A 25234-nucleotide genomic window follows, 5' to 3' on the forward strand; every position below is an offset into this window, starting at 1 on the left:
TTCTTTTATTAAATTGTACTTAGTTTATCATAAGATTTTAAATAGTGCAACACTTTATTTGAAATAATTTAGAGTTATATTATATATTTTATTCATCCCTAATACAATTGTTGATGCATAAATAAAAATATTTATAACAATATAGTTAAGATTAACACCAATAAACAATATACTATATTATATATAAATATATAATTAACACTTTATGATAATTTTCAACTGGTTTCTAGCTACTTTTAAAAAGATAGGAGTGTTTAAATGAATAACAGAGAAGAAATGCTTAATAATGCTAAAGTAAGCAGTGTTCTTTTTAAATTAGCTCTACCCGCTACAATAGCAATGTTTGTAAATGCATTATATAATATTGTGGATACCATTTTTATAGGTAGAGGAATTGGAACTCTTGGCATTGGCGGAGTTGCAATACAACTTCCAATACAAATGATAATCCTATCTTGTTCCCTTCTTATTGGAGTTGGTGCTGGCTCTATGATATCTAGAAATCTTGGAAAAAAAGATATGGAAATAGTAAACTATATTGCAGGAAACTCATTTCTATGTATAGGAATCATTGGAATTATCTTTTCTACTTTGGGATATATATTTACTACGCCTATAATAAAACTCTTTGGTGCTACGGAAAATATACTTCCTTATGCAAGAGATTATACAAAGATAATATTTATAGGCAGCTTATATTTTCCCTTTTGTGTTTCTACAAATAATTTAATTAGAGCGGAAGGAAATTCAAAAGATGCTATGATATCAATGATTATAGGTTTTGTACTAAATATAATACTAGATTATATTTTTATCTTTATATTTTATATGGGAATCAAAGGCGCTGCCCTAGCAACTATTCTCTCAAAACTAGGTTCATTTCTATATATAATTAACTACTTACACAGCAATAAAACCTCTATAACAATAAAAACTAAATATTTTATTCCTCAAAAAAATATTATAAAAGAAATTCTTTCTGTAGGCTTTTCAGCTTTTGCAGTTCAAATATCTGGAAGTATTGTTGCCATTCTATTAAATAATTCCCTAGCATATTATGGTGGTGATTTATCAATTGCAATTTACGGTATAATTCATAAAGTAACCCTATTTTTATTCATGCCTTTAAATGGTATGATTCAAGGTATGCAGCCTATAGTTGGATATAATTACGGTTGCAATAATATGTCTAGAGTTAAAGAAGCAATAAAACTTACCATTATTTTTTCAACTTTAATTACTATCATAGGAGTACTTATTGGCGAACTATTTCCTTCTCAAATTATAGGCTTATTTAATAGAGATAAAGCTTTATTATCAAAGGGAATATCTGCTTTAAGAATTGTTATTGTAATGACTCCTGTTATTGGAATTCAAATGACTTGCTTAGGACTTTCTCAAGCCTTAGGTAAAGCTTTGACTTCTTTTATTCTTTCAATACTAAGACAAGTAATATTGTTTATTCCATTTGTTCTGTTCTTGCCTAATATTCATAATCTTGGAGTTTTAGGAATTTGGTTTTCCTTTCCTATAGCTGATTTACTTTCAATTCTTATTACAATACCAATTTCTAAAAGGCAACTTAAAAAAATGTCTTTTAAAAATAAAACTCTCTAAAATTTTTTCTGTCTGTATTCTTTAAAAAGTATTTTTTTATGATTCTTCTTACTATTCTTTTAAAATCTATACTCCATATAATAAAAATATTTTGTCGTCCTCTGTATGAATTTTTTATATTTTTATGATTAAACTTAAAAGATTTACATTGTTTATTGTTGGTAATAGATGATTTTGTGTACCCATTTTTTATTTCTTCTAAATCTATATCGTTCAACCTATTTTCTTGTAACATTTGCTTTTTGAATTTATTATGTCTTTTTTCATCAGATAAGCTTGAGCAGCCCCCTAATATAACTGATAATATTAAAAGCAATATCAATATTTTCTTATTCATAGTGCTCCCCCAATAATACTTTAATCTAATATACAGTATACATTGCCTAAATAACTAAATTGTTACAAGACAATTACAAATTTAAATACTAAAAAATATCAGTAACCAAATTTTGTATTTTCCATATACTACTATTGTGTGAAAATAATTTGTAGAGGTGTAAAATTTATATGCATACTTATTCTTGTATGAAATCAATGGATTCTATGACTAGCATGTATTCAATGAGTTGTATGAAATCTATGCAGCCTATGCAACCTATGCAGTCTATGTGCTCTATGCAACCTATGCAACCTATGCAGTCTATGCAATGTATGCAGTCAATGCAATCAATGCAGTCTATGCAATGCATGCAATCAATGCAATCAATGCAATCAATGCAGTCTATGAAACCTATGGATTCTATGTCTTGCATGCAATGCATGACTCCTATGGATATGAAAGAAGAGGAAGACGAGGATTAAATTATTAATATAATAAAAAATGTGAGTCAAAATATTCTTTTTGACTCACATTTTTTATTATAGATTTAATTGTCTTTTTATATCTTGCTGATTTATTTTATTTAAAGCATAGCTATCCTTCAAAGTCTTATATACTTTTTCAACGGTATGATATGAACATGATCCTTTAACATCACATTTTTTACAATTCCAACATTTTAATTGTCCATAACGTCTAAAAATTTCTTTTTCATTTCCAAACAGGTTTATTACTTCTTTAATCATAATTGTAGGATAAAATTTACTTAAAACTGTTATAGTATCCATTTTATCTAAATTATCCATACGAGTTCCTATATAGTCCCTAACGCATTTATAATAAGTCATTATTCCTTTATTATAAGAATTAATTTTAACATAATTCAGATATCTATCAAATTGATTATACGCCTTATCAAATTTACCTATTTTATAATATAAAGCTGTGATAAACAAATCAATATTTACATAGTACCAAGGAAATACATTCTTTGCAGGAAGACTTAATAAACCTACTATAGAAGCTTCATGATTATAATCTATACTACTAAAATAATTAATCATTTCCTCTAATTCTTTATTGGACACATTATCTAAATTTCTTATATATCTCTTCATCTTATTATACTCAGAATACTTATCAATAGGCTTTACATCATCAATTTTTTCAATTTCACTAAATCCTGGAACAATTACATGATAGCTAGAAAAGCCTAAATATGATACATCTCTAACCAAAACTTCATACCCTTTTTTTTCTAATAATTTAATTAAATAATCTAATATTTCTTTATTACTCTGTCCTTTAATCCTTGCAAATCCATTAAATTCATAGCTGAAATTCTCACTAAACAATTCACTAGGATAAAAACCTGAACCATTTGCAAGTATACTTATCAAATTTTGTTCTTCATCCTTAATTTTCTTTTTATAAGAAAAGTCCTTTACTCCCATCATATTTTTAATATCTTGACCCTGAAGAAGTTCAGTTAAAGTTCTTTCTATAGCAATTTCAAATATTGGATGAGAACCAAATTTTACAAAATAGGTTTGATCATCTTTATTTAGGAAAATTACTCCTATAACTGGATAGTCTTCTCCCAAAGAACAATCTTTAACTATAACCTTAAAATTACCACTTGATTCTATTTTGTTTATCATATCATATATTCCAGGAAATTTTTGTATATATTTAGTAGGTATCGTAGGTGGAGTAATTTTATCTTTTACAATTGCCTTATTTACAACTCTTTCAAAAATTTCTGATAATCCTTGAACTAGTGCCTCTTCCACACTATTGCCAGCGCACATTCCATTAGACATATACATCTTTGAAATCATCTTAATAGGTATATAAGACAACTTATTATTTCTTAAATTTACATAAGGCAAAGTTACAAAATCTGAAGGAACATCCTCGTAAGAAACAGGTAACCATTTTTTCAAAAGTTCTTTTTTACCTATACTTGAACTTAAATTTCCTAATTGTATTCTACTCCAATCTTCTGTACTATTTAATAATTCTTCAATACTTATATATTTTTCATCAGGAGCATAGTAAAATCCTTTATACTCTAGTGCTTCTTGACTCATATCCATAGATAGTTTAAAAAAAGCTCCATTCTGTAGTCTTTCCATAAACTCACCATAAGCACTAGCTAAAGCATACTCCTGAGTAGTCCCCTTTCCATTAGTACCTAAATTAGTATTTTCAACTGATACTCTTACAGAATAAAAACCATCAGCTGAATTCTTCCAATTTGTTTCTACTGTTAAAATTCCTAATTTTCCAAGTGTACTTCTAATTTTGTTAATAGTATTTTTGGGTAGATCATCTTTGTATTTTCTTTTACGTAATGACTCCATTAATTTAATTCACTTCCCCCTTATATTAGCTACAATATAAATTATATTTTCAAATAATATTAAATATGAATTGTATCACTAAAAGGGATATTCTCCATTAAAACACCCAAAACAAAAATTCTTATTTCCCCCAAGTACTTTATGTAGACCTTTTAAACTTAAATAATAGAAACTATCTGCTCCTAAAATATTTTTTATTTGTTCTATATTCATAGAAGATCCTATTATTTCTTTTTTATGAAAGGTATCTATTCCCAAATAGCAACAATGTCTTACAATTGGAGAAGCAATAATAAAATGTACTTCCTTAGCACCTGCCTTTTTTAGAGAATTTACTAATCTTTTACTAGTAGTTCCTCTTACCATAGAATCATCTATTACTATAACTCGTTTATTTTCAATGTTAGATTTAAGAGGAGTTAACTTTACTGAAACATTCTTTTCTCTTAATTCTTGGTAAGGTGCTATAAATGTTCGTCCAACATATTTATTTTTCACAAATCCTACTCCATAAGGTATACCAGAAGCTTCTGCATATCCCATAGCTGCTGGAATACCTGAATCAGGTACTCCAATTACTATGTCAGCATTTACAGGATGCTCTTCATATAGCTCTTTCCCAGCTAAAACTCTTGAAGAATAAACTTCTATTTCATCTATAACACTATCTTCTCTTGCAAAATATATGTATTCAAAAGCACAAGAAGCATATTTTCTTTCATTTGAAAACTTAATTGATTTAATATCATTATTATCAATAACTATCATTTCACTGGGTTCAATATCTCTTATAAATTCTCCTCCGACAGCATTCAAAGCACAGCTTTCTGAACAAATAATGTAATTATTGTTTATTTTCCCTAGACAAAGAGGTCTTATGCCTTTTGGATCACGAATTCCTATTAACTTGTCCTTAGTTAATATAACTAAAGCATAGGAACCTTTAATATTCTTTGCTGCCTCACAAATAGCTTCTTCAATACTTTTTTTCTTTTCTCTAGCTATAAGATTTAATATTACTTCTGAATCAGTAGTAGTTTGAAAATTACTTCCCTCTTTTTTTAAATTATTCTTTAACTTATCAGCATTTATTAAATTTCCGTTATGTGCTATAGAAATTTGCCCTAATTTAAATTCAGTTAGCAATGGTTGAGCATTTATAATACTACTATCTCCTGTAGTAGAATACCTTACATGACCAATAGCTGATATTCCTTTCATTTTATTTAAAACCTTTTCGTTAAAAACATGAGAAACTAGTCCCATACCTTTATAGGAAATTAATTTTTCTCTGTCCGAAACAACTATACCTGCACTTTCTTGCCCCCTATGCTGTAAAGCATAGAGGCCATAGTAAGTTAAAAGAGAAACATCTATTTTTTCTCTAGAAAATATTCCAAAAACTCCACATTCCTCTTTGAATTTATCATTCTCTTTATACATCTAGTCATCATCTCTTAAAACGTTTAGATTCTTTCCACTCATTACTTTATTCATGTTTCTAACAGCACACATTTTTCCACACATAGTACATGTTTTTTCATCTTCTGGTCTAGAATTCTCTCTATATTTTTTTGCCTTTTCAGAATCTATAGCAAGTTCAATCATTTTATTCCAATCAAGATTTCTTCTAGCTTCACTCATCTCATTGTCCCATTTTCTTGCTCCCTTAATTCCTTTTGCTATATCAGCAGCATGAGCAGCTATTTTAGTTGCTATAATTCCTTCTTTTACATCATCTAAATCAGGAAGTCTTAAATGTTCTGCTGGAGTTACATAACATAAAAAGTCTGCTCCATTTGATGCTGCAATAGCTCCTCCTATAGCACTTGTTATGTGGTCATATCCTGGTGCTATATCAGTAACTATAGGTCCTAATACATAGAAAGGTGCATCATAACAAAGTTTCTTTTCAAGTAACATATTTGCTTCTATTTCATTTAAAGCCATATGTCCTGGTCCTTCTATTATAACTTGTACATTTCTTTCCCAAGCTCTCTTTGTAAGTTCTCCTAAAATCATTAGTTCTTTAATTTGGCTTGGATCTGTAGAATCTGCAATTGAACCTGGACGACAAGCATCTCCTAAACTTATAGTTACATCATATTTTTCACATATATCTAAAACTTTATCAAAATGTTCATAGAATGGATTTTCTTTACCATTTAACTGCATCCAAGCAAACATTAAAGTTCCACCTCTTGAAACTAAGTTAGTAAGTCTTGGATTTCTTTTGAAAACTTCTGCTGTTTCTCTATTTATACCAGCATGGATAGTCATAAAGTCTACTCCATCTTTTGCATGAGTTTCTATAACATTTAACAAATCCTCAGCAGTTAAATCTTTTAACTCTTTATCATAGAACCCAACAGCATCATACATAGGTACTGTTCCAATCATACCTGGGTACATGCCTACTAATCTTTGTCTGAATTCTTGAGTTTTACCGAAACAACTTAAATCCATTATGGCTTCAGCCTTCATATCAATAGCTAAGTTAACCTTTTCAAGTTCTTTTTCTATATCATTACAATCTTTAGAAATTCCAAGGTTTACATTTATTTTAGTTCTAAGCCCTTTACCTACACCTTCTGCCTCTAAATTTTTATGATTTTTATTTGCAGGTATTGCAACTTTCCCTCTTGCAACTAATTTTATTAAGTCTTCAACTTTCATTCCTTCTTTTTCAGCTACCATTTGCATTTCCTTTGTTACTATTCCTTTTCTTGCAGCATCCATTTGTGTTGTATAGTTCATTTTATATTTCCTCCTCATTTTTATTTAGCAATTATTTAAATAAAAAAGGGAAGCAAAATTTGCTTCCCTCATAAATACTTATATAAACTATGTAATCGTATAATTACATAATAAAAACACAACTTTATATAGCGTAAAAATTGTGTTTTCATATACATAAAGTTCTTCCCTACGTTAGAATTAACTAAATCAGGTTATGAGGGTCAGAGCTAATTATCTCTATCTCAGCCTATTTATAGGCTCCCCTAGAATTATTCAATTTTAACTTACTAAGAAAATTATAACATATTCTTTCAATTTATCAAACTATTTTTATTAATCTTTAATATCAAGTTTTAATATATAAATTCTACATTAACGATTTTGAAGCAAGAATTATTACTAATTCTTGCTTCAAACTTTATTACTAATATTATTTTTCTGGCCATATTTTGGCATCTGGATCATCTAACCATTTATGCTCATCTGTAAATATTGGTTTAATATATGGATTATTATCTAAATGTCTTATAACCCATATATAATACATTGCATATCCAGGTGCTGCTACTTGAGGATGTACTAAATTTGGTTCTATCATAACAGTATCATCATGTCTAAGTAATACCCCTTCTTCCCCAAGCTTTAACAATCCAAATCCATTTTCTGGTTTGAATTTATAATAGTAAATTTCTGGTTGTGGATGATAATGTGAAGGGAATCCTGACCATTTTCCTGGATAGTGAACGTCTTCTCCTAGCATTAAATTAGCATCTGGAGATATAGATTTATCTAAAATAGTTCTTACTATTCTAGTACCTACTTCATTCATTGTTCCTTTTCCTCTAACTTCAATTCTACAGTCATTTTCTGTATATAGTTTTGATGCAAATACAATATCATTTTTTGTCTTATGAACTGCTATTTCAGTATTTTCTGAAACTCCAGTTATTTTAACTTCCACATCTTTAGGAACATGCAGGCACCACGGATTATTATCAGTAAATGATTCTCTTTTAGCATTTACTTTATTGCCTTCCCATTCAAAAGTAACTTCACCTTCAATTAATAAGAATGCTCTTTCTTTTTCTTCTTTATTTACTTCTTGTTGTTCTTTAGACATTCTTAATATTCCAAAATCCATTAAATAGTTGCTATATTCTCCATCAATGTCTACAACACTATTATAACCAACTTCAAATCCATTTTTATGTTCAAATTTCTTCATGAGCTATAACATCTCCTATTTTCATATTATAAATTTCTCTCTATTATAGTCCTGTTTTTTCATTAATAAATGTTCTTGCTTTTTGAGCATATTCTAATGGATCTGCAATTCCTGGGTCTTGTTCAGCTTCAATAACTAACCATCCTTCATAATTGCTTTCATCTAGTATCTTAAACACTTCATCCCATGCAACCATATCTCCATCTCCTGGAACAGTAAATATACCAGCTTTAACAGCTTGTAAGAAGCTTAAATCTTCTTTTTTAACTTTTTCTAAAATGTTACTTCTAACATCTTTAAAGTGAACATGCTTAACTCTATTAGCATATTTTCCTAAAACTTCAACTGCATTTTCTCCTGCAAATGTAGCATGTCCTGTATCAAATACTATTCCTACTAATTCTGGATCAGTCATTTCCATAAGTTTATCAAGTTCTTCTAATGATTGAACTCCCGTTCCCATATGATAGTGATATGCTATTTCCATTCCTTTTTCTTTAGCTAATCTTCCTAATTTTTCTAATCCCTTAGCTAATTTTTTAAATTCCTCATCTGATAATTTTGGAGCTTTTGACAATATTGGCATTTTTTCATCACCATGAATAGTTCTTCCGCATTCAGCAAGTCCAATAACTTTTGCACCTAAATCATGAAGGAAATCTCTATGTTTTATGAACTCATCTATAGTTTCTTGTTCGTCTTTAGTTGTAAAAAAGCAGCTAAACCAAGCATTACAAATGCACATATTTCTCAAATCTAAAGCTTTTTTTAGTTCATCAATATTTTTTGGATATTTATTACCAATTTCACTTCCTGTAAATCCTGCAAGAGCCATTTCACTTAAACATTGTTGATATGTAAGCTCTCCTCCTAATTCTGGTAAATCATCATTTGTCCAGTTTATTGGTGCACATCCTAATTTTACTTTATCTTTGTTTAACATTTTATATCCCCCTTATATCTTTTAATTTTATATAATTTTTATATAATATTATTTTTTATAATAATAATTATCTATTAATATGGTTTGCATTTTGAAACCATGTCTTTCATTGTTTCATATGCTTCATTAACTTCTTTCTTTTCAGAAACAGCTGGTGTTCCAACTCTCCAGAAACTTTCATATCCATCTGTCATTGTTCCTGGTTTAACCTTAATTTCTATTAATGTAGATACAGTATCTTTTTTAGATTGTTCAATAGCTTCTTTTAATTCTTGAAGATTTGTTACAGTATATCCTTTAGCTCCATAACTTCTAGCATTTGCTGCAAAATCTATAGGTGCATATTGACCTGTTAGTTTATTGGTATTATCTTCTCTATAACGGAATTCAGTTCCAAAACTTCCTATTCCTTGGTTTCTTTGAAGATTATGAATACATTGATGTCCTGAATTATCAAATAGAAGAACATTTATTTTAATTCCTTCTTGAATACTTGTATAAAGTTCAGTATGAGCCATTAAGTATCCACCATCTCCAACAAAAGTATATACTTCTTTATCCATTTCTGCCATTTTTACTCCTAATGTTGCTGGAACTTCATACCCCATACATGAGAATCCATATTCTAAGTGATAAGTGTTTGGTTTTTCTGGATTCCATATTCTTTCTAAATCTGATGGTAAACTTCCAGATGCAGAAACAATTATATCATCTTCACCTAATAATTTATTTAACTCTCTTAATACTCTTGTCTGAGATAATCCATCTTCAAGTTCTATTTTTTCCATCTCTCTTAAAATTTCTTTCCAATCATGTTTTGCTTTTTCTATCTCCTCTATATAAGCTGACTTATAATTGTTATCTTCAAGATATTTTTCTAAGTTTTCTAAAGCATCTTTTGCATCAGCTACTACTGAAATAGCGTTCATCTTAACTGAGTCAGTACCATTAATATTAACATTTACTATTTTGGCATTTGGATTTTGATATGCATATTTTGATGACGTAACAAAATCATTTAATCTTGTTCCAATAGCAAGCACTAAATCTGCATCTTTTGCAATTACATTAGATGCTTTTGTTCCACAAACTCCAGAACCACCTAGGTTTAAAGGAAAACTCCAAGGAATAGTTCCTTTTCCAGCTTGAGTTTCCATAATAGGTATATTGAATTTAGTCGCAAAAGACTTAAGAGCTTCTCCTGCTTCCGAATATCTTACTCCACCACCACATATAACAACAGGTTTTTTACTGGCAAGTAACGCTTGTCCTGCCATTTCTAAAGTTCTTTTGCTTATTGCACGTCTTTCTATTCTATGCACTCTTTTTTCAAAGAACTCTACTGGATAATCATATGCTTCTCCTTGAACATCTTGAGGTAATGCCAAAGTTACTGCACCAGTTTCAGCTGGATCTGTAAGAACTCTCATAGCATTAATTGCAGCTGTCATTAATTGTTCTGGTCTTGCTATTCTATCCCAATATTTACTAACAGCTTTAAAAGAATCATTGCCAGTTATATTATAATCTGTACCATTTTCTACTTGTTGAAGTACAGGGTCTGGTTGTCTATTTGCATAAGCATCTCCTGGTAAGAATAAAGCTGGTATTCTATTAACAGTTGCAGTTCCTGCTGCTGTAACCATATTTAACGAACCAGGTCCAATAGATGCAGTACATGCATATATTTGTCTTCTATTTTTTTGTTTTGCATATGCAATAGCCACATCTGATATACTTTGTTCATTTTTTCCTTGATAATATGGGAAATCTCCTTCATAAGTAGCTAATGCTTCACCAAGTCCTACTACATTACCATGACCAAAAATCCCCATTACACCTTTTACAAACTTTTCTTCTTTACCATCGAATTCTACATATTGATTATCTAAAAATTTAATAAGTGCCTGAGCCATTGTCATTCTTACAGTTTTCATTTTTATACCTCCCCATTAAAATTTATAAATTGTTTTATTTTTTATTTAAATTGTTTAATATAGTTCTGAATTTTCTCAACTGAAGGCATTGCACTAGAACAACTATTCTGCGAAATAACAATTGAAGCGGAAGCAGCACCAAACTCTAAGCATTTATCAATAGACCACTCCTGCATTAACCCATATATAAATGCTGAAGCATATGAATCGCCTGCACCTTGAGTTTTTAATACTTTTGATGGGAAAATTCTGCCTTCATAAGTTTCTCCATCCTTTGTATAAGCTATTGATCCATCTTTACCATGTTTAATTACTACAAGCTTTCCATTATATTTAAACCATCTTTTTGCTGTCTTATAATCATCAGAATTTTCTGAATCAGTTATATGCTCCATCACATCAAACTCGTCTCTAGTACCAATAATAACATCACACTTTTCAGCGGCTAAATTATAATAAATACTTGTTTCTTCCTTAGATTTCCATGAATATGGTCTATAATCCAATTCAAATATTACGATACATCCATTTTTTCTAGCATACTCTAATGCAACAAATACTGCCTCTCTAGAAGGACTTTTTGCCAAAGCTGTTCCTGAAATTAGAAATACTTTTGAATTCTTAAGATAATCTTCATTTATATCTTTTAAGTTTATTTTTAAATCTGCTGCGTTATCTCTATACATAACTATACTACACTCAGTAGGGCTTTTAATTTCTGTAAAAGCAAGTCCATTAACTGCTCCAGTGTTATCTACTACAATTCCAGAAGTATCTATATTGTTCTCTTTAAAATAATTTATAACATATTTTCCAAGACCATCATCTGATACTCTTCCTATAAATCCAGTTTTCATTCCTAGTTTAGCTGTACCAACTGCAATATTAGCTGGAGAGCCACCTACATGTCTAGTAAAAGTCATTGATTCTTCTAATGGTCTATTTATCTCATTTGGATTTAAATCTATACCTGCCCTTCCTATAGCTATTAAATCCATTGGCTTGTTTTTATCAAAATTTAGTATGTTGCTCATTTTAAGCACCTCCTCAAATTTAAAACATTTGCAACTTACATTAGTAAATTATATAAATTAAATATTATTTTTTAAATGTTAATTCTTCGCAACATAAATGCACAAGTTATAACTTATTATCTAATGCACAAATTATAATAAACCAATGCACACAGTTGCATAGCAATGCAAAAATAATATCTTTTCTTAACAAGTTTCTCTTATAATTAATCTCGGCTGCACAAACTTACTTTGATGTGAATGTATTTGTTTACCATTTAACAGTTGAAGTAATCTTTCACATCCGATTTTAGCAATTTGTTCTCTAGGTTGACGAATAGTTGTAAGTAAAGGTAAAAAATAAGAACCAATATCCAAATCATCATATCCTATAATAGCTATATCTTGAGGAATTTTTACTCCTATTTCTCTTAGAGCCTTAATAGCGCCTAAAGCCATTAAATCTGACTGTGCAAAAATAGCAGTTACAGTTTTAACTATATCTATATTTTGCTTCACAATATTGTAGCCTGATTCAAATGAAAAATCCCCTTCAAATATCAATTTAGTATCTACTGGTAAACAGTTTTGTTTAAATACTGATGTGTAACCACTTATTCTTTGCTTAACTTCTTCTTCAGTTTTATTACCTGTTAGACACATAATACGTTTATGCCCTAATTGTATAAGATGACTTGTAGCTAAAATTCCTCCTACAAAATGATCAGTACTTACAAAATCCACTTCTGCTTTCATGTGTAATTTAGGCATATAATGTAAAAATATACACGGTATTCTCGATTCCCTAATATAGTCCCAATCTTCTGAATTTATATCAGAATGAACAATCATTAATCCATCAACTTTCTTTTTGCTAATTAACCTTTTTATATTGCTTTTCATGGTAAACCTATTTTTAGGGAAACTAACAATACTGTCTATAAGTTCTTTTTCTAAAATACCTCTTATATCATTTAATAAAGAAGTAAGATATACACTCATTCTAATCTCTGCTGTTTGTTCTGGATAAATAATACCAATAGTTCCAGTTTTATTCGTATTCAAAGATTGTGCGCTGGAATTAAATTCAAAATTCAACTCTGTTGCTATTTTTTTTATCTTTATTTTCGTTTTTTCAGAAATCAACGAACTATTATTTAAACTACGTGATACCGTAGAGTGACTAACTCCAGCAATTTCAGCAATTTCCTTTATTGTAGTCAAATTTTCAAATCACCTTCTTTACATGTAATTATTCACTTATATTGCACGTAATTTTACTTAAAATTTACTATATACTAAAATCCTAGTAATCTAAACTTTTCTTTAGCTTTTTCTTTAACTTTAACCATTGCTTTTTCAGTGAAATACATTCTATCAAATTCTTGTGGATTTTTTTCCATTTCTTTTCTTATAGTATTACCAAATTCCATTCTCAAAGCTGTTCCTATATTTATTTTACCAATACCACAATTTTTTAACTTTTTAAGATCTTCATCTGATATACCAGTAGAACCATGGACAACAAGCGGCACATTAGCTTTGTCCTTAATTTTTCCTATTAAGTCAAATTTAATATCTGCATTTTGAATCTGCATTTTATGAACAGTACCAACTGCCACAGCAAGCCAATCTACCTCTGTCTCTTTATAAAATTTTTCTGCTTCTTCCGGTTTTGTAAATGACGGCTTGTACTCTTCTAGTGAAACATCACTATATGCTACAGAACCAATTTCAGCTTCTACAGATACATCTAATGCATGAGCTAATTTAACAATTTCTTTTGTATTTTTGATATTCTCTTCAATAGGTAACTGAGAACCATCATACATAACAGAAGAATATCCACTTTTAATAGCTCTAGCTATTGTTTCATAATCTTTACCATGATCCAAATGAATAGATACTGGAACTCTAGCATCTTTAGCTATTTCACCTAATATCTTACCCCAATATTCAACTGGCATAAAATTAATAGCAAACTTATTCGTCATTAATAGCACTGGAGCATCCATCTCTTCAGCTGCCCTAACTACAGAAATAGCATCTTCATATCCAAATATATTAAATCCTGGAACTATACAATTATTTTTAGAAGCATGCTGTATTGTTTCCCTTAAGTTGCTTAGCATATTTTAATCTCCTTTCAAAATATAAAACATAAAAATACATTTGAAAATATTTACTTTATCTTTGAATTCATTCTATTACTTTTTTGTATATTTTTCAATACTTTTTCTTATCTTTTTTTATTTTTTTTTATTTTTTTTTATTATTATTTGTTTTCATTATGTATTTCCTTTTATTTTCCTGCATTTAACTTTTCTTATTACATAAATACATTTTAAATATACGCTTTTAAAACACACTTGTTGTATAATTCCAATATTCGAAATCATACAACAAGTATAACTAATCAACTAGCTCAAGCAGCAATTCCTATATTTGAGAAGAATGCATATATTACTAGTATCATTATGCATATAAAAACTGATACAGGTTTAGCATAATTCCAAGGAGTTATATCTACCTGCTTAGTGTATTTTTGTACATAATCTGTTTCTCTTGGACGTATTTTTCCAATAAGTATCATAAGAGAAACACTTACTATAAATAATACAAAGAGTACATGTAAGAAATGTATATCCCTTGCTACAAATTTAGAAGTACCATACAAAATAATATGAACAACAAGTGCTATTTTTGGAGCAATAGCTGGAACTTTTTTACTAAAGAATCCAACCATAACCGCTGCTAAAATTGGTATATTATAAAAACCAAAACATTCTTGTAGATATACAAATAATCCTGATGGAGCATAAAGAATAAATGGAGCTATTATCATTGAAGCAATAGCTAGACAGATGCCAAATCTTTTACCTACTTTTACCACTCTTTCATCTGTTGCAGTTGGATTAATTGTAGGTTTATAAATATCTAGCGTAAATAATGTTACTGAACTATTTAGCGCACTATTGAACGAACTTAAAATCGCCCCAAACAATACTGCTGCAAAGAAACCCGCTAACGGTCTAGGTAATACATCAAGTACCAAAGTAGGATATGCCATATCTGCATTTGAGATTGAATTTCCATATAAATTAAAAGCAATAATTCCTGGTAATACTAAGAAAAGAGGTCCCCATAACTTTAAAAACCCTGCAAAAAGAACTCCTTTTTGTCCTTCTTTTAAATTTTTAGCTCCAAGGGTTCTTTGAATAATAGATTGATTTGTGCACCAATAAAATAAGTTGTTAAAAGTTAACCCAGTAAATAAAACTGGCCAAGGCATAGGCGAATTTGCTCCACCTATAGCATTTAATTTTTCTGGATGTGCTGTTACCAACTGATTAATTCCAGCTGTAAAACTACCTCCCCCCAGCTTAACTAAACCAAGTATAGGAATCAATAATCCCCCAATTATCAAACCTACACCATTAAATGTATCTGATACAGCAACCGCTTTAAGTCCACCAAAAATAGCATAAATAGAACCAATTATTCCTATTGCCCAAACAGTTATCCAAAGAGCTGGTATTTCTCCTATACCAAAAACTTCTGGTATATTAAATAATTTAACTAAAACTAACGCTCCTGAATACAATACCGTTGGTAGATAAGTTGCAGCATATCCAATCAAAAACAAAACTGATATTATTTGTCTTGTTTTTTTATCGTAACGTTCTTCTAAAAAATCTGGTATTGTTGTTATTCCACTTTTTAAGTATCTAGGCAAAAATATTAAAGCCATACATACTAGTGCAAAGGCAGCTGTTATTTCCCATGCCATTAAAGCCATTGTGTTATTATAAGCTTGACCATTTAAGCCAACTACTTGTTCCGTTGATAAGTTAGTCAACATTAAAGACCCACCAATAAAAACACCTGTCAAACTTCTTCCTCCAAGAAAATACCCATCTTGTGTATCTACCTTATCATCACGCGTCTTATACCATGATAATATTGCTACTAATGCTGTAAAACCAACAAATGATAGAACTATTACTGCACTCATATGTTCTCCCCCTATTATATGATTTAATTTGTACATTATCCCCTTAAAATCCTATAGCTTATATTCATCTTTGGTTTATTTACACTTTTAAATTACAAAATTGATGCATACCCCCTTATTTAATTAAATTCACATTATTTTTTTGAATATTGAGCAATTGACAAAACGTTTACAGTAATCAAATAAAAAAATAAATATCACTTTTGCTTGTTTGTTAGTTTTTATTTTTGTTTTTGTTTTTGTTTTTATTTTTTATTTTTTACTTATTTTTATTTCGTTTATTTTATTATAAACATTTTTTTCTAAATTGTAAACCTTTTTCAAAATATTTTATTTTTTTATTTTTTTGATTTTTATTCCATATATGGAAATTGAATTTGTTTAAAATAAAAAACACAAGTTTATTATTAAAATAAAACTTGTGTTTTCACTTAGAATTTTTGCCTATTCAAATTCTCTCTTTATAAATCTGCTTCTATTTCAAGTTATCATTCACATATAAGTACATCAATTCCTTTTTCATCAAATTCTTTTTTATATTGATCATCCATTTTATTGGTAATAATACAATTTGGTGAGTCAAGAGAAGCAGCATAAAATAGACCTATCCTATTATATTTAGATTCATCTATCATCAGCGTCCAATTATTAGTAATTTTTGATATATGTTTATATATATATACACTGAACTCTTTAGTTACTGTTAGTCCAGCATTTAAATCTACACCTGTTACACTAGTAAATGCCTTATTAACATATACGCCTTCAAGTGAATTACTAATTTTTTTCCCTCCTAAAGTAAACATTATTCCATTTTGAGAAATAACTTCTCCTCCAATTAATACAACATTAACACAATTAGGAAGAAGAATATTTAATGCACTTACATTGTTTGTAACTACAGAAATTCTATCTTCTTTTCTTATTTTTTGTGCTAATAAATAACTAGTAGTTCCTGAACCTATAAATATTGATTCTCCCTTTTGTATTGTTTTATACGCCATTTCAGCAATTTTTTCTTTTTGTTGCAAATTGCTAATAATTATTTTTTCATTTTCAAAGTTATCTTTTGATTCAGCTAGAATTGCTCCACCGTGTATTTTTTTTAAAAATCCCTCTTCTTGTAATTTATCCAAATCTTTTCTTACAGTTACATCACTAACTCCTAACATTGAAGTTAATGAATTAATATCTATTTTTTTATCATTTCTTAAAATTTGCTTAATCATTTCCATTCTCTCAACAACTAACATCGATGTTCCTCCCTTTCTTATTAGATAATGGTTATAATATCAATAAAAAACAAATTATCAAATCTAATAATTCATTTGCTATATATCTATTGAATTTGTTATTTTAGTATAATTAAATGTAACCCCTTCCATATGTATAAAATATGATTGCCTCAATTAAATATACTATAATATTTAATAATTTTCTTCTCATTCTAACCATCTTCTGCATAAATTTTTATATAAAAAATTTTACTTTAATTTATATTCTACTTTTTCTTTCTAAAATTATATTCTACTTTTTCTTTGTAAAACCTTTTTTTATACTGATTTATGTTTATTTTTTATTTTTTACTTATGTATTTTTTTAATTTTATATTTTAAAAATTTCCTACAACACATCATTTCAGCATTGAATAATAGCTTAACTCAATAAGCATTATATAGCAATAAAAAAACGCCTGAGTCCCAAAACAACACAGGCGTTTATCATATCTTTAACTATAATGTAGTTTATTTATAAGTAACCCACTTACAGCCATTATCAGCTGATTCAACACAGTTTTCTAGTAATCTAACACCTTCGATACCTGCATCAACTCCAGGAAACCATAGATTATCAACAGTTTCTTTATCTCCTCTATCTGTAGCATCCATTGCTAGAGCAAAGCGGTGATAAAGGTTAGACCAAGACTCAAATAAACCTTCACCATGACCACAACCAATACGATCAGCGCTAACTGCTGGATCTTCATTGTAAAGGTAGCCATGTCCACGATCTAAAATACGCTTTGGTTCACCCTGAACTTCATATTTTAGTTGATTTGGATGCTCGTCCCACCATTCGATAGACGCTTTAGAACCAACAACACGGATTTTTTGTTCATGTATTCCCCCAGCGTTAACTGCAGATGCCCAAAGATTCCCTACAGCTCCCCCTTCAAAATTCATTAATACAAAAGCATTGTCTTCTAAAGGAGAACGACTCTTAATGAAGCTTTGACGAGTACACATTAATTCTTTAATCTTCAAATTAGGAACCATAACTTCTGCAAGATAGAATGCGTGAGTACCAATATCCCCTAGTACATAAGTTGGGCCTGATACTTCAGGACTTACACGCCATTTTGTTCCAGGGTCATTTGCTTCTACTTCTTCTGAATGCCATCCGTGAGCAAACTGCATGTTTATGATACGTATTTCACCAAGATCTCCATTTTCAATCATCTTACGGGCTTGATGCACCATTTGATAACCTGTATAACCGTATGTTACACCAATTACTCTATTTTTACTCTCAGCAAGTGCTTTTAATTCTTCTGCTTCCTTAACAGTAAAACAAAGTGGTTTTTCACAAATTACGTGTAAACCAGCTTCCAAAGCAGCTTTACACATCTCATAGTGAAATTTATTTGGTGTAGCAATTGAAACTGCTTGAATACCATCTTCACGTTTTGCTTCTTCTTCAAACATTACTTTGTAATCTGAGTAGCAACGCTCTGGATTAACCCCTATATTTTCACCAAAATCAACACAACGCTCTGGGTTGATATCAAATGCACCAGCAACTAGTTGAAAAAGATTGTCGCGTGCAGCAGCAGAACGGTGAATATAACCAATTTGACTACCACGTCCACCTCCAACCATTCCCCATCTAATTGGTTTTTCAAATCTTCTTTCTTCATTAAACATAATGTATACCCCCTATAAAAATTATTTTTAGTCAATTGTAATTTTTTATATTTTTAAACAGATTATCTCTGCTTATTTTTATAATGATACTAATATCCCATTTTAGCCAGATACCTCAAACTTTGACTCACATCGGCAAAGCTACCATCTGCATCTTTAGGATCTCTTTCCTGTTCAATGGTAATCCAACCTTTATAATCGATTTCAAGAAGCGCTTTATTGATATCATCATAGTCAATAATTCCCTGCCCAATAGGGCACATTACATTTTCCTTACAAGCCTCAAAAAAGCCAATTTCACGTTTAATTACATCTTCATAAATCTTCTGGTTTATATCTTTAAAATGAACATAATCCAAACGTTCTGCATACTTTTTTAACCATTCTACTGGATTCATACAATCATAATATAAATGTCCTGTATCAAGACAAAGTCCAGCTATTTCAGAAGGAACATCGTTTAGAAGCTGAATTGTTTCATCTGCATATTCGATATATCCTCCAGCATGAGGATGAACCACAGAACGAATGCCATACTCTTCCCTCGTGATTTTTGCAATTTCACGAATATTTTTTATCATCTGCTTCCATTCATTAGTAGATAATCTTGGAGCTTTATCAGGGTGCCCTGCAAATGGACTACGCACTTTATTCACCTGATCAATCACAACAAGGTAAGGTGTAGGATAATGCTGACCTTCCACCTGAGATGCTTTTGGAAGCTGAGAAATCAACTTACATGTAATATGAGTTTTTGAAACCAGATTTTCAAAATTCTCTGGAGAAACTAAATCATCATATAGAGTTCCTGCAACGATTTGCAGCTCCCTTTCTGTCAGAGCATTCTGCAGTATACCAACATCCTGAGGTAAATATCCAAAAGGTCCCAATTCCAGACCTTTATAACCTGCCTGAGAGGCTTCATCCAGAACTTTCTGCCAAGGCGGGTTGTCTGGGTTATTTGCGTCTTCAACTCCCCAAGAGCAAGGTGCGCTTGCTATTTTAAAATTCATACCATCCCATCCTCCTTCTATATTTTTCAGTTATCTCCGGTATTTTTAAAACCATTTTCTTTTTCAAATATTTTTCATAAAATTTGTTTTGTGTAAATAAAATAGAAATTAAGTAAAAAAATACCTTATATGAAATATATTAATTTATATATTCTTCGTAGTCAAGATATTTTGTTATTTTTTATTATTTTTTTTTATATTTATTTATTTTTTATTGTTTTTATGTTTATATATAATTATCCTATTGATTTCTAACTATTAAAAAATTACGATTTAATATATCCATTAGCAAAATTGTAAATAGTAATATCAGTAAACTTATATTTAGAAATATGTTAAAATATCTTTATACAAAAGTTACTAGGGATGGAGGATTATTTTATGACAACAAAATGTAATGAAAAAAATTGTTCTTGTACTAATACTAACTGCGAAAGACATGGTAAATGCTGTCAATGTATTAATTTTCATCGTGAAAAAGGTTCACTTGTTTACTGTATGAGAGAAATTGCAAATAAAAAATAACTTATTATCTGCCGTGAATACATTTTCTCGGCTTTTTTTATATTTATTAAGATTACATACTTACATAAGAATAATCTCCTATTCAATTAATATTTATAGAATATAGAAATAATTTAAGGAGATTATTTTATGATGATGCCTCTAGAAATGTGGGATAATTCCACATCATACTTACCTTATACTAATGCTATTAACCTGTACAAAAAAAGAGAAAACTATATTATGCAAGTACAAGGAAAAGGAAGGATAACATTAAAACCAGATACAGCTGTTATATATTTAGGAATACTTACAGAAAATAAAGACTTGGAAAAAGCCCAAAAAGAAAATGCTATAAGAACCAATAGAGTTATTGATGTATTGAAAGATTTAGGAATTAGTGAGGATAGCATTGAAACTCTATCCTATGATATAAAAAAAACTTATGATTATATTGATGGTAAAAAATCTTTTCGAGGGTATGAGGTGAAAAATAGTTTAAAAATTACTGTAACAAATTTAGAAATAGTAGGAGAGGTAATTGATACAGCTGTAGAAAGCGGCGCTAATATTGTTGAAAAAATAGTTTTTACTATTTCAAATCCAGAAATTTATTATGTAAAAGCATTAAATTTAGCTGTTGAAAATGCTGTGAAAAAATCACTTAGTATTGGAAAAACACTAAAAATAAGAGTAAATAGAGTACCTATTAAGATTACAGAAGAAAGTTATGCCCCTAGATTAGATTTAGAATATACACCCTTTGATGGCGTAGCAGCAACAAAATCCACACCTATTCAACCAAGAGAACTAGAAATTACAGCGAAGGTTCAAGTAATCTTTGGATATCAATAAATTTTAAAAACTAACTATCAAAATGTAAAACATACATTTTGATAGTTAGTTTTTAAAATTTTATATTTTCTTTTTCTAAAAGAGTATCTAAATTATCAACTAAGTTATTTATGTCGATTAAAATACTTTCATCATAGTTGCAAATATTCTTCATTAAATTATTTAAATTTTCTTCCATATATACAGGTAATTTTTCAGATTTGTTTTTTAATATTTTTACTAATTTCTTTTCACCAGGATGTGGCATTTCGTTTATAGCAAATAAAATATCAAAATAACTTGCTAGTAAAGCTGTTATTCTATGATTAACACTTATATAATCATTTCTTTTTATTGCTTTTTCAATTTGAAAATAATAAGCTGGCATCTGTTTTCTTAGTAATGGATAATTTTTTCTTATTATATTTAATTTTAATTCTTCTGGATACCGTAAATTATATTTTTGTTTAAGTTTCTTAAGCTCCCCATTTTTATCATATAGGATAACTGATGTTATAAAATTACTCCAAATACAAGTTGTATATCCAACATCAGCTTGAAACTTAATTAGAACTTTTTCAAGCTGTTCATTTATCCAATTTAAATTTCTATATATGATTTCTATAGGTATATTTTCTTTTGTTATTATTCCATCATCTTCTGTTTCCCAAAATTGATTATTAATCTCCATATAATCACAAAATTCTTTTATAATTTTCACTCTCTTAGCTACAGGGAGCTCACTGTTTGAATATATGTATATATCATAATCAGAATTTTCATCTTGAGTATTTGTAGTATGAGAACCTGCTAATAGTATTCCTTCTACTTCCTCCAATTGCGAGAATTTCTCAATAATTTTTTGTAATATTGCATCTAATTTAATCATTCTTTATCCCCCTCAGAATTTAAAATAACTATTCCCCTTTTAATATCTTTTAAGAATATAAATTTATAATAAACAAATACTAACAGTAACTTATATTTAGAAAGGATGTTATAAATTGAATATAAATGAATCTTTAGTTTGTCCGAATTGTAATAGTAAGTATCTTAAATTAAAGCATGAAGCAACATACGTATATACATATAAAATTAATACACCTGAAACTGGAACTTGGAGCAACGAAACAGAAACTCTTCCGTTTTTATTTGATAACCGTCAGCAAACTAACTTGAAAGAATACCTAGAATGTGAGAAGTGTGGTGCAAAATTTCCTTATTCTTTTGATAAAGATAACCCCAAAATCGACCTTACTATTTCTCAGAAAGCCATTCGCTCTGAATATAAAAACACCCCTGAATTCTTGGGATAATATTAAGAATGCATTTGATTTTTTACACTCCTTGCTACTATAATTCTTCGTTCCTTATCTTTAAAAATTCATTGTAAAGTGGGAATAATTTTTCATAAGCAGTCATTACTTTTTGAGGAATATCTACATGTTCAATGAAACATTTACCATTAGGTCCATAGCCTTTTTTATCATCACATAATCTAGGGATTTCACCCATAACTAAAGATAAGAATCTTTCAGTACTCCATAGTCCATAGATTTTATCTGTCACAAAAGAAAATGATTCATGTAATACTTTAATATGTGGAATAAATGTAGCATAATTTATAAACATTATGCCGTTCTCTTCCTTCCATTCATGCTGAAAAGAAGCATGAGTCCTTAGTTGCATGATAGGGTCTTGCATTAATATAATAGATTTTGGTCTTTTTTTATAATTTTTTATAACTTTCAAAGCTTCACGAGCATTAGAACCACAATTTGTTGATTTATTTTCAATAAAGACATGTTCTTGATTAACCCCTAAATAATCGACTACAATCTCTCTTAAAATATCAGCTTCCGCCCTATCTTTCACTTCTATATCTCCATATTTATGATGTTTCTTTATATTATCTCTTAAATATTTTGTTGAATGTCCCTTCCCCCCAACAATCATTAATTCTTTTACAATACCATTTTTATATGCATTAGCAGCTTGCTCTGCTATATATGGCATACTATTTCCTAAAAGAATTAATAAATCAGCTTGTTTAAATCCAAAACAATGATTTAACTGTTGCTGATTTAATTCTTCTATATCTCTTAACGCTAAAAAAGAAGTTATTATATTAAAATCACAAACTTGATTTTTAGATAAAATTATTTTATTAGTCATAAATTCTCTCCATCCCATTCCGTATAAAATACTTCTAAAAATTCCTCCATAAATTTATGTCTCTGCTCAGCAATTTTTTTAGCCGTATCTGTATTCATTAGATTTTTTAATAAAAGAAGCTTCTCGTAAAAATGGTTAATAGTAGTTCCTTCACTTTTTTTATACTGTTCGAATGTTTCATGATTTTGTGGTTCTATATTAGGATTATATATTTCTCTACCTTTATACCCTCCATAAGCAAAAGTTCTTGCTATTCCAATCGCCCCAATAGCATCTATTCTATCTGCATCCTGCACTATCATACCCTCTATAGTATTTATTTGTGATTTAACTCTCGCACCTTTAAAAGATACATCTTTTATTATCTCCACTATATGCTTAATTGTTTCTTTATCAACATTCTGATTATTAAGCCACTCACTTGCAATTTTAGGTCCTATCGAATCATCTCCATCACAGAATTTCCAATCAGCAATATCATGTAATAGAGCAGCTAATTCTACTGTAAACAAATCTGCCTTTTCATACTTAGCAATATTTTTAGCATTTTTCCACACTCTATATACATGCCACCAATCATGTCCTGACCCTTCCCCCTCTAGTTTTTCTTTTACATAAGCTTGGGTTTTTAATATTATTTCTTCATTTGATTTCATACTCATTTATATTTCTCCTTAATCTATAATTTATTATTAAAATAATACCATATTTTTTTCATAAGCATTTAAAATCAAAAGTAAAAAAAGATCTATAGTAAAACTTTACTATAAACCCTTTTTATCAATTGTTATAGCTATTTTCGTGAATATAATATTTTCTCTAAAACTTTATAATCATTTTGTTCTAGTAACTTTTTTATGTTCTGTACAGTATTCAATGTCTCTTCCTTTTTAGTTGTCATATCTTCATTTTTAGCCTTCTTATCCTGTTTTTCAGTTGATACACCTTTATTTTCATCTTCATTATCTTCTTTTTGTATTAATTCCTCTTTACTTGTAGTTGTCATATCTTCTAAACAGTAGGCAACCCATTTACCTTCTTCCCAAAACGGCCTTACTCTTGCATTATTTCCACAAGGAATCATGGCATAATCAGTATAGGTTCCATATAAAATATAATGAGGATACCTATTAGATGGAAAAGTCAATTTAAAACCTCTAAAAACTATATATCTGTAAGGATTATAATTTGTAACTGTGAAAATCATTTCACTCGTAGATGCACTATAAGTTCCATAAATTGAATATGGAATATTACGTTCTAACCTTATGCTTCCATAAAACTCCCATAGATCCTCTTCATCTTCGTAAAAAAGTTTTTTATGCATAATCCATAGTTTTGTATTTTCCGGTTTATTTCCATTGCTAAAATTAATATTCCATGTCTTACAATCTATCGGTAAATTCATCTCCTCACCTTCTTTAAGTGATTCTTTTATAACAATATATGTCTAAATAACTTTAATGTTCTAAATCCATTTCCTTATCTAATCAATTATTTGAGAATTCATAAGTTATCCCCCTCAAATAGTTAGTATCTTTTTGAAAATAAAATTTTCCCCTTATTATATATATATTATTCTTTGTTTATATTTATTTCAATTATATACA

Annotated in this window: 23 protein-coding genes and 1 riboswitch; of the genes, 5 read left to right on the forward strand and 18 right to left on the reverse strand. The window is 29.1% G+C overall.

Annotation, left to right across the window (positions count from 1 at the left end):
- Nucleotides 1-258: 258 nt before the first annotated feature.
- Entirely contained in the window at nucleotides 259-1617 is a 1359-nt protein-coding gene (locus OXH55_RS10860; RefSeq protein ID WP_268049978.1) for an MATE family efflux transporter, read from the forward strand.
- Here the strand turns inward: OXH55_RS10860 and OXH55_RS10865 are convergent.
- Nucleotides 1598-1954: a hypothetical protein gene (locus tag OXH55_RS10865; protein ID WP_268049980.1), complete on the reverse strand. Its 357-nt coding sequence runs from the start codon at nucleotides 1952-1954 to the stop codon at nucleotides 1598-1600. The genes OXH55_RS10860 and OXH55_RS10865 overlap by 20 nt on opposite strands.
- Nucleotides 1955-2142: 188 nt before the next feature.
- Between OXH55_RS10865 and OXH55_RS10870 the strand changes: the two genes are divergently transcribed.
- Complete coding sequence (locus tag OXH55_RS10870) at nucleotides 2143-2418, forward strand: hypothetical protein (protein ID WP_268049982.1); 276 nt, start codon at nucleotides 2143-2145, stop codon at nucleotides 2416-2418.
- Between the two features lie 57 nt (nucleotides 2419-2475).
- Here OXH55_RS10870 and OXH55_RS10875 read toward each other — a convergent pair whose 3' ends face one another.
- The 13 genes from OXH55_RS10875 to OXH55_RS10935 form a co-directional block, all read right to left on the reverse strand.
- Nucleotides 2476-4302, reverse strand: coding sequence for a YcaO-like family protein (locus tag OXH55_RS10875; protein WP_268049984.1), 1827 nt, complete (start codon nucleotides 4300-4302; stop codon nucleotides 2476-2478).
- A 78-nt stretch (nucleotides 4303-4380) separates the two neighbouring features.
- Entirely contained in the window at nucleotides 4381-5745 is a 1365-nt protein-coding gene (purF, locus tag OXH55_RS10880) for an amidophosphoribosyltransferase (RefSeq protein ID WP_268049985.1), read from the reverse strand.
- Nucleotides 5746-7059 carry a phosphomethylpyrimidine synthase ThiC gene (gene thiC / locus OXH55_RS10885; RefSeq protein ID WP_268049986.1) on the reverse strand — a complete coding sequence of 438 codons (1314 nt, stop codon included), beginning with the start codon at nucleotides 7057-7059 and terminating at the stop codon, nucleotides 5746-5748.
- A gap of 149 nt (nucleotides 7060-7208) precedes the next feature.
- Nucleotides 7209-7316, reverse strand: a riboswitch (TPP riboswitch).
- A 155-nt stretch (nucleotides 7317-7471) separates the two neighbouring features.
- A complete protein-coding gene (locus OXH55_RS10890; protein ID WP_268049987.1) occupies nucleotides 7472-8266 on the reverse strand; it encodes a 5-deoxy-glucuronate isomerase in 795 nt (264 codons plus the stop codon).
- Nucleotides 8267-8309: 43 nt separating this feature from the next.
- Nucleotides 8310-9209: a myo-inosose-2 dehydratase gene (gene iolE, locus OXH55_RS10895; protein WP_268049988.1), complete on the reverse strand. Its 900-nt coding sequence runs from the start codon at nucleotides 9207-9209 to the stop codon at nucleotides 8310-8312.
- A 74-nt stretch (nucleotides 9210-9283) separates the two neighbouring features.
- Nucleotides 9284-11146 (reverse strand): 3D-(3,5/4)-trihydroxycyclohexane-1,2-dione acylhydrolase (decyclizing), encoded by a 1863-nt coding sequence (gene iolD / locus OXH55_RS10900; RefSeq protein WP_268049989.1) that lies wholly within the window; start codon nucleotides 11144-11146, stop codon nucleotides 9284-9286.
- Between the two features lie 41 nt (nucleotides 11147-11187).
- Nucleotides 11188-12180: a 5-dehydro-2-deoxygluconokinase gene (gene iolC / locus OXH55_RS10905; protein ID WP_268049990.1), complete on the reverse strand. Its 993-nt coding sequence runs from the start codon at nucleotides 12178-12180 to the stop codon at nucleotides 11188-11190.
- Nucleotides 12181-12366: 186 nt separating this feature from the next.
- Nucleotides 12367-13383: a LacI family DNA-binding transcriptional regulator gene (locus tag OXH55_RS10910; protein ID WP_268049991.1), complete on the reverse strand. Its 1017-nt coding sequence runs from the start codon at nucleotides 13381-13383 to the stop codon at nucleotides 12367-12369.
- A gap of 74 nt (nucleotides 13384-13457) precedes the next feature.
- Nucleotides 13458-14291 (reverse strand): class II fructose-bisphosphate aldolase, encoded by an 834-nt coding sequence (locus OXH55_RS10915; RefSeq protein ID WP_268049992.1) that lies wholly within the window; start codon nucleotides 14289-14291, stop codon nucleotides 13458-13460.
- Nucleotides 14292-14584: 293 nt separating this feature from the next.
- A complete protein-coding gene (locus OXH55_RS10920) occupies nucleotides 14585-16174 on the reverse strand; it encodes a solute:sodium symporter family transporter (protein WP_268049994.1) in 1590 nt (529 codons plus the stop codon).
- A 488-nt stretch (nucleotides 16175-16662) separates the two neighbouring features.
- On the reverse strand, nucleotides 16663-17427 hold the full coding sequence (locus OXH55_RS10925) for a DeoR/GlpR family DNA-binding transcription regulator (protein ID WP_268049995.1): 765 nt from the start codon (nucleotides 17425-17427) through the stop codon (nucleotides 16663-16665).
- Between the two features lie 492 nt (nucleotides 17428-17919).
- Nucleotides 17920-19098 (reverse strand): Gfo/Idh/MocA family protein, encoded by a 1179-nt coding sequence (locus OXH55_RS10930; RefSeq protein ID WP_268049996.1) that lies wholly within the window; start codon nucleotides 19096-19098, stop codon nucleotides 17920-17922.
- 89 nt (nucleotides 19099-19187) lie between these two features.
- On the reverse strand, nucleotides 19188-20111 hold the full coding sequence (locus OXH55_RS10935) for a TIM barrel protein (protein ID WP_268049998.1): 924 nt from the start codon (nucleotides 20109-20111) through the stop codon (nucleotides 19188-19190).
- Between the two features lie 381 nt (nucleotides 20112-20492).
- On the opposite strand from OXH55_RS10935, the gene OXH55_RS10940 reads away from it, so the two are divergent.
- The gene (locus tag OXH55_RS10940) at nucleotides 20493-20636 is read left to right on the forward strand and encodes a hypothetical protein (RefSeq protein WP_268049999.1); all 144 of its coding nucleotides are present in this window, start codon (nucleotides 20493-20495) and stop codon (nucleotides 20634-20636) included.
- A 129-nt stretch (nucleotides 20637-20765) separates the two neighbouring features.
- Nucleotides 20766-21470, forward strand: a complete 705-nt coding sequence (locus tag OXH55_RS10945) for an SIMPL domain-containing protein (protein ID WP_268050000.1) — start codon at nucleotides 20766-20768, stop codon at nucleotides 21468-21470.
- Nucleotides 21471-21522: 52 nt separating this feature from the next.
- Here the strand turns inward: OXH55_RS10945 and OXH55_RS10950 are convergent, their stop codons facing one another.
- Nucleotides 21523-22338 carry a nucleotidyltransferase domain-containing protein gene (locus OXH55_RS10950; RefSeq protein WP_268050001.1) on the reverse strand — a complete coding sequence of 272 codons (816 nt, stop codon included), beginning with the start codon at nucleotides 22336-22338 and terminating at the stop codon, nucleotides 21523-21525.
- A 115-nt stretch (nucleotides 22339-22453) separates the two neighbouring features.
- Here OXH55_RS10950 and OXH55_RS10955 point away from each other — a divergent pair, with 115 nt between their 5' ends.
- Nucleotides 22454-22765, forward strand: coding sequence for a hypothetical protein (locus OXH55_RS10955; protein WP_268050002.1), 312 nt, complete (start codon nucleotides 22454-22456; stop codon nucleotides 22763-22765).
- Between the two features lie 37 nt (nucleotides 22766-22802).
- On the opposite strand, the gene OXH55_RS10960 is transcribed toward OXH55_RS10955, so the two are convergent.
- From OXH55_RS10960 to OXH55_RS10970, 3 genes are all read right to left on the reverse strand, one after another.
- Nucleotides 22803-23624: a YdcF family protein gene (locus OXH55_RS10960; RefSeq protein ID WP_268050003.1), complete on the reverse strand. Its 822-nt coding sequence runs from the start codon at nucleotides 23622-23624 to the stop codon at nucleotides 22803-22805.
- Complete coding sequence (locus tag OXH55_RS10965) at nucleotides 23621-24286, reverse strand: HD domain-containing protein (protein ID WP_268050004.1); 666 nt, start codon at nucleotides 24284-24286, stop codon at nucleotides 23621-23623. Before OXH55_RS10965 ends, OXH55_RS10960 begins: the two co-directional genes overlap by 4 nt.
- A gap of 131 nt (nucleotides 24287-24417) precedes the next feature.
- The gene (locus OXH55_RS10970; protein ID WP_268050005.1) at nucleotides 24418-25032 is read right to left on the reverse strand and encodes a hypothetical protein; all 615 of its coding nucleotides are present in this window, start codon (nucleotides 25030-25032) and stop codon (nucleotides 24418-24420) included.
- Nucleotides 25033-25234 lie beyond the last annotated feature (202 nt).

The sequence above is a fragment of the Clostridium ganghwense genome (assembly GCF_026735165.1).
Taxonomy (GTDB): Bacteria; Bacillota; Clostridia; order Clostridiales; family Clostridiaceae; genus Clostridium_H; species Clostridium_H ganghwense.